At 72.3% G+C, this 12,042-nt stretch carries 11 protein-coding genes; 1 reads left to right on the forward strand and 10 read right to left on the reverse strand.

Annotation, left to right across the window (positions count from 1 at the left end; all coding sequences use genetic code 11):
• Window positions 1-74 precede the first annotated feature (74 nt).
• The 8 genes from F5972_RS20440 to F5972_RS20475 form a co-directional block, all read right to left on the reverse strand.
• Window positions 75-956: an IclR family transcriptional regulator gene (locus tag F5972_RS20440; RefSeq protein WP_191910234.1), complete on the reverse strand. Its 882-nt coding sequence runs from the start codon at window positions 954-956 to the stop codon at window positions 75-77.
• Between the two features lie 124 nt (window positions 957-1,080).
• Window positions 1,081-2,433, reverse strand: coding sequence for a family 2B encapsulin nanocompartment shell protein (locus F5972_RS20445; protein WP_150935200.1), 1,353 nt, complete (start codon window positions 2,431-2,433; stop codon window positions 1,081-1,083).
• Entirely contained in the window at window positions 2,430-4,652 is a 2,223-nt protein-coding gene (locus tag F5972_RS20450; RefSeq protein WP_225311683.1) for a terpene synthase family protein, read from the reverse strand. The genes F5972_RS20445 and F5972_RS20450 overlap by 4 nt, the downstream gene beginning before the upstream one ends.
• Window positions 4,652-6,052 (reverse strand): family 2B encapsulin nanocompartment shell protein, encoded by a 1,401-nt coding sequence (locus F5972_RS20455; protein ID WP_225311684.1) that lies wholly within the window; start codon window positions 6,050-6,052, stop codon window positions 4,652-4,654. The genes F5972_RS20450 and F5972_RS20455 overlap by 1 nt, the downstream gene beginning before the upstream one ends.
• Before the next feature lie 183 nt (window positions 6,053-6,235).
• Window positions 6,236-7,312 (reverse strand): polyprenyl synthetase family protein, encoded by a 1,077-nt coding sequence (locus tag F5972_RS20460; protein WP_150935201.1) that lies wholly within the window; start codon window positions 7,310-7,312, stop codon window positions 6,236-6,238.
• A gap of 195 nt (window positions 7,313-7,507) precedes the next feature.
• Window positions 7,508-8,509: a pirin family protein gene (locus F5972_RS20465; protein WP_225311685.1), complete on the reverse strand. Its 1,002-nt coding sequence runs from the start codon at window positions 8,507-8,509 to the stop codon at window positions 7,508-7,510.
• Complete coding sequence (locus tag F5972_RS20470; protein ID WP_150935202.1) at window positions 8,506-8,841, reverse strand: GNAT family N-acetyltransferase; 336 nt, start codon at window positions 8,839-8,841, stop codon at window positions 8,506-8,508. Before F5972_RS20470 ends, F5972_RS20465 begins: the two co-directional genes overlap by 4 nt.
• A 24-nt stretch (window positions 8,842-8,865) precedes the next feature.
• Window positions 8,866-9,636: a pirin family protein gene (locus tag F5972_RS20475; protein ID WP_150935203.1), complete on the reverse strand. Its 771-nt coding sequence runs from the start codon at window positions 9,634-9,636 to the stop codon at window positions 8,866-8,868.
• 96 nt (window positions 9,637-9,732) lie between these two features.
• Between F5972_RS20475 and F5972_RS20480 the strand changes: the two genes are divergently transcribed.
• On the forward strand, window positions 9,733-10,236 hold the full coding sequence (locus F5972_RS20480; RefSeq protein WP_150935204.1) for a MarR family winged helix-turn-helix transcriptional regulator: 504 nt from the start codon (window positions 9,733-9,735) through the stop codon (window positions 10,234-10,236).
• On the opposite strand, the gene F5972_RS20485 is transcribed toward F5972_RS20480, so the two are convergent.
• Window positions 10,229-10,834 carry a CBS domain-containing protein gene (locus tag F5972_RS20485; RefSeq protein ID WP_191910235.1) on the reverse strand — a complete coding sequence of 202 codons (606 nt, stop codon included), beginning with the start codon at window positions 10,832-10,834 and terminating at the stop codon, window positions 10,229-10,231. The genes F5972_RS20480 and F5972_RS20485 overlap by 8 nt on opposite strands.
• Before the next feature lie 12 nt (window positions 10,835-10,846).
• Window positions 10,847-11,971: a CapA family protein gene (locus F5972_RS20490; protein ID WP_150935206.1), complete on the reverse strand. Its 1,125-nt coding sequence runs from the start codon at window positions 11,969-11,971 to the stop codon at window positions 10,847-10,849.
• Window positions 11,972-12,042: the final 71 nt, after the last annotated feature.

Here is a 12,042-nt window from a genome sequence, read left to right on the forward strand (position 1 = left end):
CTGTCTCCGCAGGTCACACCGGCATCGAAGACTCTCCCCCGGCACCGGTAAACGCAACCGGCCGCGTTCGCCGTCTACTGCCGTACGGCCGTCCTGCGGGCGTTCCCGGTGGGAGCCGGCACACGGCCGAACACGGGCCCGGTGCGCTCAGGTCCGGGCGCCAGGATCGTGCCCAGGACTTCGGTGATCTGGTGGGCGGTCCTGCGCACGGCCGGGCCCAGCCGCGGCAGCGCCGCGGCGCCCGCCGGGGCCGCGACGGAGACGGCCATGCACACCCGTCCGTCCGGCCCGAAGACGGGCGCGGCGGCGCAGCAGATCCCCTCGGCGAACTCCTCCCGCGCGTAGCTCACGCCCTCGACCCGTACGGCCGCGAGTTCGCGTTCCAGCGCGGCCGGGCCGGTCACCGTACGGCCCGTCATCCGCCGGGGTGCGGGACCGGCGTAGAAGGCCTTCCGCAGTGCGGCGTCATGCGCGAGCAACGCCTTGCCCGCGGCCGTGCAGTGGAGCGGGGCGCGGTCGAGGCCGTCCGAGGGTGACGTGACGCGGTTGTGCCCGTACAGCCGTTCGACGTACGCGACCTCGCCGCGGTCGGGCACGGCGAGATTGACCGTCTGGCGGGTGGCCTCGTACAGCTGGAGCAGGTATGGCAGGACCGCCCGGCGGCAGTCCGGCACCCGGCGGCCCTGCACGGGCCAGCCACGCGGCGTCAGCAGTTCGGCGAAGCGGCCGTCGACCGTGTAGTCGCCGCCCCTGCGGGTGACGAGGCCGCGTCCCTGCAGGACGCCGAGCAGGCGATGCGTGGTCGTCTTCGAGAACCCGGTCGAACGGTGCACCTGGGTGAGGTTCATCGGTCTCATGCCGACGGCCAGGCAGAAGAGAATCGCGATCCCGCGCTCCAGGCTGCCCAGAGCCGACGCCGTCTCCGCCCTGCCGGACCGTTCCATCAGCACGATCACAGACCTCCGCCGTCGCATTCAGAAGAGCAGTTCTTGATCGGCCAGCGGCCACCCTAGCCGGAGCGCCGCGCACGTGCGGCGGTTTCCGGCGAGGGCGGACGGCGGCCGTGGAGGGCGGCGGCGTTCAGCCGACCTCCACGCTTTCCAGGACGCCGAGAGCGTCGGGCACCAGCACGGCCGCGGAGTGATAGGTGGTCACGAGGTAGGAGATGACCGCCTTGTCGTCGATGCCGGTGAAGCGCACCGACAGCCCGGGCTCGTACTCGTCCGGCAGCCCGGTGCGGCGCAGCCCGACGACCCCCTGTTTCTCGGTTCCGGTGCGCATCACCAGGATCGAGGTGAGCCCGCGGTCGGTGACGGGGATCTTGTCGCAGGGCAGGATCGGAACCCCCCGCCACGCCATGACCTTCGCACCGCCGGCCTCGGTGACGTCCGGATACAGGCTCCGGGCGGTGCACTGGCGGCCGAAGGCGGCGATGGCACGGGGATGGGCCAGGAAGTAGTGCGAGCTGCGCCGGCGGGACAGCAGTTCGTCGAGGTCGTCGGGGGTGGGCGGGCCCGACCGGGTGTGGATGCGCTGCTTGAGATCGGCGTTGTGCAACAACCCGAAATCGCGGTTGTTGACCAGCTCGTGCTCCTGCCGCTCCCGCAACGCCTCGATCGTCAGCCGCAACTGCTGCTCGGTCTGGTTCATCGGCTCGTTGTACAGATCCGCCACCCGCGAATGCACCCGCAGAATCGTCTGCGCCACACTCAGCTCATACTCACGCGGCCCCAGCTCGTAGTCCACGAACGTCCCCGGCAGCGTCGCCTCACCCACATGCCCCGCCGCCAGCGCGATCTCCGCCTCCCCGTACCGGTTCACCGGGCGGCCGGCCGCGGGACGGTTCAGCTGCTCCCGCAGGCTGCCGGAGCGCTCGGTCAGCTCTTCGACCACCGGCCGTTCGAGCACGAGCACGATGCACCGGGTGAGCGCCTTCGCGGGGGCCGCCGCCGGGCCGGTGAGATCGCCGAGGTGATCCCCGTCGGCGACGACCCGGAGCAGCGTCTCACCGCCGTACTCGCCGACGCCGACACAGGCGATCTTGCCGTGGGCGACCAGGACCACCTGACCGGCGGGCACCGGTTCGTCCGGTTCCAGTTCGTGCTGCACGAACCGGTCCGCCAGGGCGGCCAGCACGTCCGCGTCGGCGTACCCGTGCAAAGACGGCAGTTCGCACAGCTCGGCCGGGATCACCCGCACCTCGGCCCCGGTCGAGACGAACGTCACCCGCCCGTCTCCCGGGGTGTAGGTCAGCCGCCGGTTGACCCGGTAGACCCCGCCCTGGACGTCGATCCACGGGAGCACCCGCAGCAGGTGGCGGGGGGTGATCTCGCGCATCTGCGGCGGGGTCTTGGTGGTGGTCGCCAGGGTGCGCGCGGCCCTGGTGCTCAGGGCCAGCCGCGACGCGCCATCGGGCCCGAGCGGCGCGCTCACGACGCACCCGCCGTGAGGTGGAGCACGGGCGCGGGCGCGACGCCGTCCCCGGCGGGCCCGCCGTACGCGGACGCGAGGGAGCCGATCCTCGCGGTGGCGGTGCCGAGGCCGGTCGGGCCCTGGGTCCACCGGGCCACCGGACCCGCGCGCAGTTCCTCGTCGAGATAGCGCCGGGACCGTTGGTGCCAGCGCAGGATGGCGGCCATCCAGTTGCGCAGATCGGTCACGTACGCCGCGACCGACTCCCGTACGGCCTCGCCCGCGTCGATCCGGTCGAGCAGCGCGGGCAGGTCGACGGTGGTGATGTGCTCGAACTGCCTCATCCGGCTCGTCATGAGCCCGTCCACCACCGTCACGCCCTCCTGCGGCGGGCAGTCCAGGAATGTGGACATCACCAGGACCGCGTTGTGCAGCTCGCCCTCGTACCGGATCTCCTTGCGGTAGGAGAACAGGTCGTTGAGCAGGCACGCGTAGTCCTGCGCGGCGTCGGTCATGCCGAGGAACTCCCGGGTCAGGATGATCTCCTCCGGGATGACCCGGCCCGGCGCGAGCCTGGCGAGACTCATCGTCATCCCCGAGCCGAAGGTCGCGCGCCGCATCTCCAGGTAGTCGACGGGGTCGGGCACCCGGTGCTGGGCCTCGTTGGCCAGCTCCCACACCCAGCTGTCGATCATCTCCTCCACCGACGTGCGGAAGATCTCGCGGGAGCCGGGCGGCAGTGGCCCGGCGGTGCGCGGCCACAGGTCGGCGAGCCCGCGTTCCAGCCCGGTCAGCGGGGTCAGCCGCGGGACGAGGTCCAGCGGCATGAGCTCCTTGAGCCGCCGGTTCAGGAGCTTCGCGCCGACCAGGTCACGCGCCGCGCCGAAGACCCGGGGATAGTAGTCGTCGCCGTACGTCCCCCAGGCCAGCCAGTTGGTGGCCAGGACGAGCTCGTCGGCGGTGGCGTCCGGGGTGATGCCGGACGCGCACAGGGCCAGGTCGAATCCGGCGAGCCGCCGTTCGTCCCACACGGCGGTCGCCGGGATGCCCGGAACCCCGTCGAAGAAGCCCATCGCCGCACACCACTCCAGGTCGGCCGCGCGCGCCGCGTCCAGGTGCGGGTTGTCGCGCACCTCGAACGGCATGTACGGCTCGGGCAGCCGCACGTCGGCCTCCGCGAAGGGCCGGTGGGTGTGGTTGCGCAGGCCGCCCGCACCCGTGACATGGGCGCGGGAGACGTTCATCCCGAAGATCCCCGCCTGTCCGCCGTTCTTGGTGTAGCGACTGGAGGCCGAGTGCCAGGCGTGGCCGCCCGCCTGCCAGTCCTGCAGCCCCTTGGCGTACCGGAGGACGAGCCCCTGCTCGGGCGGCGAGACCGCCTCGTCGGCGAAGAGCGCCGGCAGTTCGGTCAGGGCGGTGTGCTCGAACTGGTGCAGCCGCGACGTGAGCAGGTCGTTGGTGATCTCCACGGCCCGTTCGGTGTCGCAGCCGAAGAAGCGCTCGCAGACCAGCACGCAGTTGGACAGCTCACCCTCCTCCCGCACCTCCCGCTCGTAGGAGAACAGGTCGTTGCGCAGGTGCACGGAGTCGGCGAACGACTGCGTCAGCACCCGGATCGGCCGGGATCCGGCCAGCCGGGCCGGAAGCTCCGCGCCCGCCGCGTGCTCGACCAGCGCCGCCGACCACGGGGCGCCGCCGACCTTCCGGCGTTCCTCGATGTACTCGATGGGGTTGGAGACGGCGTCCCGCTCGATGTGGAACAACTCCCACATCGACTCCTGGAGCAGATCCCGGGTGACCCGGACGAACCGCCGCCGCCACGCCGCCGACATGGCGGGCACGGTCCGGGGCCACAGGTCGGCCAGCCCCCGCTCCACCGGGTTGGCCGCCTCGGGCGGGTCGTCCGACATGAACGCGTCGAGCCGGTCGAGGTACTCCTGGGCACCGCCGAGATCCCTGCCGCGCTTGAAGGTCTCCAGGAAGTGGTCGTCGAAGAAGAAGACCCAGACGTACCAGTCAGTGACCAGATCCAGCTCGGGGGCGGAGCAGTCGGGGTGGGTGTAGGCGCACATCAGGCCGTAGTCCATCGCGTCGAGCGACTCCTCGGTCCAGATGTCCGGGTCGTCCAGCATCCCCATCTGCCCCGCCCAGCCGCGGGTGTGCGTGCGGGCGGTCTCGACGTGCGGGTTCAGCCTCGGCGGATACGGGAGGTAGAAGTCCGGCAGCCGGTAGGAGGACATCACAGGACCTCGACGCTCTCCAGGATGCCGAGGGCGTCGGGGACCAGCACGGCCGCCGAGTAGTAGGTGGTGACGAGGTAGGAGATGATCGCCTTGTCGTCGATGCCCATGAAGCGCACCGACAGCCCGGGCTCGTACTCGTCCACGAGGCCCGTGCGGCGCAGCCCGACGACGCCCTGGTCCTTCTCCCCCAGGCGCATGACCATGATCGAGCTGACGCCCTGGCCGTTGACGGGGATCTTGTTGCACGGCAGCAGCGGGACCCCGCGCCAGGCGGGCGCCTTCTGGCCGTTGAACTCCACGGTCTGCGGATAGATGCCCCGGCTGTTGCACTGCCGGGCGAAGGCCGCGATCGCCTTGGGATGGGCGAACATGACGGTCGGGTTCTTCCAGACCGTGGTCAGCAGTTCGTCGAGGTCGTCGGGGGTGGGCGGGCCCGACCGGGTGTGGATGCGCTGCTTGAGATCGGCGTTGTGCAACAACCCGAAATCGCGGTTGTTGACCAGCTCGTGCTCCTGCCGCTCCCGCAACGCCTCGATCGTCAGCCGCAACTGCTGCTCGGTCTGGTTCATCGGCTCGTTGTACAGATCCGCCACCCGCGAATGCACCCGCAGAATCGTCTGCGCCACACTCAGCTCATACTCACGCGGCCCCAGCTCGTAGTCCACGAACGTCCCCGGCAGCGTCGCCTCACCCACATGCCCCGCCGCCAGCGCGATCTCCGCCTCCCCGTACCGGTTCACCGGGCCGTCCGGGTCCTCCCGGTACGCCGACACGTGCTCGCGCAGGCTCTCCGACAACGCCAGCAGGCGCTCGAAGGCGTCCCTGGTGAGGGCGAGCACCGTGCAGGGCGTCACCGTCCGCACCGTCCACTCCCACCGCGCGTCGGGATGCACCAGCATCTGCTCGCCGACGTACTCCCCGTCGGCCAGCACTCCCAGCAGAGTCTCGTTGCCGTACGCCCCCTCACCGATCTTGTCGACCTTGCCGTGCGCCAGCAGCACGACCTCCTCCATCGGAGCCCCCGCCGCCGCGATGACCTGCCCCGCCTCGTACTCCCGCTGCGTGAACAGGTCGCCCAGCGACGCCAGCACGTCGGCGTCGCCGAACCCCCGCAGTGCCGGCAGCTCGCACAGCTCGGCGGAGATGACCCGCACCTCCGCGCCGGTCGAGACGAACGTCACGCGCCCGTCGGCCACCTGGTAGGTCAGCCGGCGGTTGACCCGGTAGACGCCGCCTATGGCCTCGATCCAGGGCAGCACGCGCAGCAGGTGCCGGGAGGTGATCTCCTGCATCTGCGGCGGGGTCTTGGTCGTCGTGGCCAGGTTGCGTGCGGCCCTGGTGCTCAGGCTGAGCCTGCTGTCGTTCGGCGCGCTGGTCTGCGGGGTCGTTTCGGTCACAGCACATCACCCATCTTCTGATCGGCCGGCGGCCGGTTGTCCGCTAACAGGTCGTGCTCGTCGCCGAGCGGTGGAGGGGAAGGCGTCGGAAGGGCGCCCCCGGTGGGCCGCGAGCCGCCGGACCGGCCCCGGTGCGGGATGTGCGGGAAGCCGCTGACGACGCGGGTGTGCCGTTCGCGCGCCTCACCGGACGCGACGCGTGAGCCGCTCGGTGAGCACCGCGAGCGCCTCGGCCGCCTCCGGCGTGATCGGGCAGTCGCGCAGCGCCGCCAGCGCCTGGCCGGTCCGCTGGGTGATCAGCTCCTCGACCCGGTCGAGCGCGCCGGTGTCCACGATGATCCGCCGCAGCTCCGCCGCGCGCGCCTCGTCCAGGGCGGGATCGCCGTGCCAGGTGCGCAGCAGGTCCCGTTCCGGCCCGCGGGCCCGCGCGGAGGCGTACGCCATGAGCACGGTCCGTTTTCCCTCGCGCAGGTCGTCGAGGACGGGCTTGCCGGTGACCGAGGGGTCGCCGAAGACGCCGAGGACGTCGTCGCGCAGCTGGAACGCCTCCCCCAGCGGCAGGCCGAACCGGGAGTAGGCGTCCAGCAGGCTCGGCGGGGCCCCGGCGAGCGCCGCGCCGATCTGCAGCGGCCGCTCCACGGTGTAACGCGCCGTCTTGTACCGGATCACCGTGAGCGCCTGCTCGACCCCGTCGTCGCCCCGCGCGTGCGCCAGCAGGTCGAGGTACTGACCGGTGACGACCTCGGTGCGCATGCGGTTGAAGAGGTCGCGGGCCGCGCGGGCCCGCACGTCGGCGGGACCGGCGTCCGCGAGCAGTTCCTCGGCCCAGGCCTGGGCGAGCACGCCCAGGAGGATCGCCGCGGACTGGCCGAACTGCTCGGCCGCCCCGAACCGCCCCGGCCGCGCGAGCCCCCGGTGGATGGTCGGACGCCCCCGGCGCAGCTCGCTGCCGTCCATGAGGTCGTCGTGGATGAGGAGACCGGCGTGGTAGAGCTCCAGCGCCGCGCCGGTGGCAACAACCGCCGCCTCGCGAAGCTCTTCACCGCCGGCGCCCCGCCAGCCCCAGTAACACAGCAGAGGCCGGACCCGTTTGCCGCCCTTGACCACGAACTCACGCAGCAGGCGGTATCCCTCGGCCACGTCATGGTCGCCGACCGGAGGGCGCCGCGCGTCGAGGAAGTCGGACAGCAGTTCGTCGACACGTCTCCGGACCCGGCCGGTGATGCCGGTGATGGACGTGTCCACGATCTCCGCCGTCATGGTCGGCCTCCTCGTCGGCGCGCCGGTCTCCCCTGCGGAAAGTTACTTAATGAGCACGCAAAGTAGAACCATGCGTTCCGATAGTCGGAACTTCTCACCGGCCCGCGCCGTGATCCGTCACATCACGCGAAAAACCGGCTCCGCGAAGCGGCGCCGGTCCTCGCGGCCGATCCACCGGCCGGGTTGCGGGAGGGGTCAGGGCAGGCGGTGGCCGTGGCGGTCGCGGGCCTTCAGCCGTACGGTGGGCATCTCGGGCGCGGGCAGCGGCTCCTGGCCGCCCGGGACGACGCCGAAGCGGGCGCCGCGCGCCCAGTCGTCACGGGCCGCCGCGATCTCCTCGTGCGTACGGCCGACGAAGTTCCACCACATGACCAGGGGTTCCTCGAACGGCGTCCCGCCGAGGACGAACAGCCGCGCGGGCCCGGTGGTCTCCAGCGGCACGTCCGCACGGCCCTGCCCGAGGTAGAGCAGCGATCCGGGCGACAGCGCCGCCCCGGCCACCTCCGCCGTGCCGGACATGGCCAGCACCGCCGTCTCGAAGGCCGGGTCGACCGGCAGGCGGTGCCGGCCGGGGCCGCCGAACAGCACCTCGGCCCCGAGCAGCGGGGTGTGCGCCCGCGCGGGCGACCGGGCCGCTCCCACCTCTCCCACCACGACGGTGACCGTGACGTTCCCGTCGCGCAGCACGGGCAGCGCGGCATGGTGCTCGAACCGCGCCTCGCCGTGCCGGGCGTCCTCCGGCAGCGCGACCCACAGTTGCAGCCCGTGCATCTCCGGCGGGTGGTCCGGCGGCGACTGTTCGGAGTGGGCGATCCCGTGGGCCGCGGTCATCAGGTTGAGCTGCCCCGGCACGATCGGCTGGGTGTTGCCGAGGCTGTCGCGGTGCAGGATCTCGCCCTCGGCGAGCCAGGTGACCGTCTGCAGTCCGGTGTGCGGATGCGGCGGCACCCGCATGCCCGGCCGGCCGCGCACGTCGTCCGGGCCGAAGTGGTCCACGAAGCACCACGCCCCGACCATCCGGCGCGGGCGCTGCGGGAGCAGCCGGCGCACCGTCGTGTACCGGCCGAGCGGCACGTCGTGGCCGGGCAGGAGCACGCTCTCCGGCATCGCCTCGGCGGCGCCCGTGCTGCAATTGAGAACCGTACCGCCGTAGAGCGCGGGCTCCCCCTCCCCCCGGCTCAGCGGGCCGGCGGTCACCCGGCCGCCTCGTCGCCGTCCAGCGAGAACCGGGCCCGCCGGTCGGCCGGCACCAGATCGACGTACTCCCGGTGCCGCGCGATGTACCGCCGTACGAACGGGCAGTACGGCAGGACCGACAGCCCGGCGTCGCGCGCGGCGTCGAGCGCGGCGCGGACCAGCGTCGAGCCGAGGCCGCGGCCCTCGAACGCGGAGTCGATCTCGGTGTGGGTGAAGGAGATCGTCTGCCCGTCGAGCCCGTAGGCGGCGAAGCCGGCGAGGACGCCGTCAACGGTGATCTCGAAGCGGCGCGCCTCGGGGTTGTCGGCGACCTTCGGGTCTGTCTGCTCCATCAGGTGTCTGTCCTTCCCAGATAGTCACGCGGCGATGGTCGCGTGCATCTCCCACACGAGGATCTCGGCGGGCTCGGTCGCGGTGACCTTCTGCCCGCCGGTGGCGGTGAACCGTACGGCGTCGCCGGTCTCCAGCATGCCCGCACCCTCCAGGGCGACGGCGCCCCGGGGCACGAACAGGTGCAGGAACGGCGCCTCGGGCAGCTCCACCGACTGGCCGGTCTCCAGGCGGGCGGCGTACAGCGCGGCGTACCGGTTCTTGATCCGGATGGCCGCGGCGCCGTCGTGCTTGTCCATGCCGGAGGCCACCGGCACCAGGCCGCCGGCCAGCAGGTCGCCCTCGATCTCCAGCTGCTCGTACCCGGGGGTGATGCCAGGCTCGTCGGGGACCACCCACATCTGGACGAAGTGGACGGGCTCGTCATGGGCGCCGCCGCCGGTCAGCCGCCAGGAGTCGTTCTTCTCCGAGTGCAGGATGCCGGTGCCCGCGCTCATGCGCTGGGCGAGCCCCGGGTAGATGACCCCGGAGTGGCCCTCGGAGTCCTGGTGGACCAGGGAGCCCCGGAGCACCCAGGTGACGATCTCCATGTCCCGGTGCGGGTGCGTCTCGAACCCGGTGCCCGGGTGGACGGTGTCGTCGTTGTTCACCAGCAGCAGGCCGTGGTGGGTGTTGCCGGGGTCGTGGTGGCCGCCGAACGAGAACGAGTGCCTGGAATCCAGCCAGGAGATGCGGGTGGAGAAGCGCTCGGCCGCCCTGCGGACGTCCACACGGGGGGTCAGCCTGGTCGTGGTCATCGGAACCCTTTCCTCGTCGCCTTGTAGATGATGCATCATCTACTGGTGCCCCACAACATAGATGACGAGTCATTGATTCCGGCTAGCCTGGACGGCATGAACAGCCCACGCTGGCTCGACCCGGACGAACAGCGCGCCTGGCGGGCCTACCTGCGCATGCAGGGTCGTCTCACGGCCCGGCTCAACCGGGAGCTGCAGGCCGGTTCCGGCCTTTCCCTGGCCGACTACGAGGTCCTCGTGCACCTCACCGACCGCGCCGACGGGCGGTTGCGGCCGTTCGAGCTGGAGCGCGGCCTCCAGTGGGAGCAGAGCCGCCTGTCCCACCACCTGACCCGCATGCAGCGCCGGGGCCTCGTCCGCCGCGAGGAGTGCGCGGAGGACGGCCGGGGCGCGTTCGTCGTGATCAGCGAGCAGGGCCGCCGCGCCATCGCCGCCGCCGCCCCGGGGCACGTGGAGACCGTACGCCGCCTGTTCTTCGACGGGCTCACCCGCGAACAGGTCGCCGCGCTCGAAGGGCTGTCCGCCGACGTGCTCGCCCGCCTCGACGACGACAACACCGACGGCCACCCGGGCGACGACACTGACGACAGCCTCAGCTGACCAGTCCCTCGGGGAAGACGACGCCGGCGACGCCGGGGACGGTCCTGACGACCATCTCGGCGATGCGGGCCGCCCGCTCGTCGCCCGGGCCGTACAACTCGACGACGCCGCTCCGCACGGCCGCGCCGAAGGCCGCCGTGTCTGCGCAGTCGCGCAGCGCCGCGAGCACGTCGTCGCGGATCCGCTCGTCCCCCTGGACCAGCAGCCCCATCAGGTCGCGCCGGCTGACGATGCCGACGAGGTCGTCGTCGCGCACCACCGGGACGCTCTTCACCCCGGTGGTGATCATCAGGTCGAGGAGGTCCATGACGTCGGCCGCGTCGCCCACGGTGGCGACGCGCGGCGTCATGACCTCCTCGACGAGCGCGGGCGGCCTGCCGGTGGGCAGGGCCTCGGGGCGCAGGAAGGCCCGGGGATCGGTCTCGAACTCGCCGCGCAGCAGATCCATCTCGCTGACGATGCCGACCATCCGTCCCGGCCGTTCGACCACCGGCGCGGCCGTGATTTCCTGTTCGTACAGCAGGCGGACGGCCTGCCTGATCGTCGCCGTGCGGCGCACCGTCACCACCGGCGCCGTCATGATCTCGTGGACCAGCATCGTGATCACCTCCTACCCGGCCGGCGCGAGGACGAGTGTCCCGCCCGGCGCCGGTCCGGTCCGCGCGCCGAACCTCCGGCCGATCCGGTCGAGGGTCCCGCGCAGCCACTCGCGGTCCTCGTCGCCGGCGTGCCGCAGCCGCATGCGTACGGCCCGCATCGGCGCCATCCGCAGTTCGCGCAGCCGCCCCGACGCGGCCTCCACCGTCGCGAAATACAGCAGCCGCAGGTCGTCGCGGTACTCCTCATAGCCGGTGATGCCCTCGTAGTCGTCGATGAAGTCGCCGCAGCCGTAGAGGATCAGCCGGTCGCGGTACACCTCCGCCGGGCGGGGGTGGTGCGAGGAGTGGCCGTGGACGAGGTCGACGCCGCCGTCGACGAGCGCGTGCGCGAACCCGGCCTGGTCGTCGCCGACCTCGTAGCCCCAGTTCGACCCCCAGTGGACGGAGACGACCACGACGTCCCCCGGGCGCCTGGCCCGCCGTACGTGGTGGACGGTCTCGGCCGCGCAGCCGGGGGACGGCGCCGGGAGGAAGGCCACCCCGGGCCGGTCCCGGCGGGCCGCCCACCCGCCCGGGACGCCGCTGGACGGCATCGCGACCGCGAACACCAGCACGCGGCCGCCGCCGGGGAGCGGCACGACCGCGGGCCGCCACGCCTCGTCCTCGTCGCGGCCCGCCCCGGCCCGGCCGAGCCCCGCCTCCGCCAGGACGTCGAGCGTCTCGGCGAGCCCGCGTACGCCGAAGTCGAGCACGTGGTTGTTGGCCAGCACGCACACGTCCGGCCGGGCCACGGTCAGCGCGGGAAGGTTGGCTGGGTTCATCCGGTAGTGCACGGCCTTGTCCGGCGCGAAGTCGGCGGACCTGGTGACGCTCGTCTCCAGGTTGAGCACGCGGACGTCGGGAGCGGCCTCGTCCAGCACCTCCAGCGCGTCGCCCCAGGGCCAGGAGCAGGCGGCCGGGCGCGGGATCGGGCCGTTCGCCGCCTCCGCCAGATCGACGTACGCCCCGGCGTCCCGGACGTGCGGCTCCCGCAGGGCGGGATCGCCCGGGTGCGGGAGGATCTGGTCGACGCCGCGCCCGAGCATGACGTCCCCGCACAGGAACAGGGTGACCGGATCCCCCGCCGCCGACCGCATGCCAACCCCCCGATGGCCCCCTCACGACCCCCTGATGACCGGGCGGGCCCCGTCCTCCGCGGGTCACACCC

The sequence above is a fragment of the Microbispora cellulosiformans genome, assembly GCF_008728085.1.
Taxonomy (GTDB): Bacteria; Actinomycetota; Actinomycetes; order Streptosporangiales; family Streptosporangiaceae; genus Microbispora; species Microbispora amethystogenes.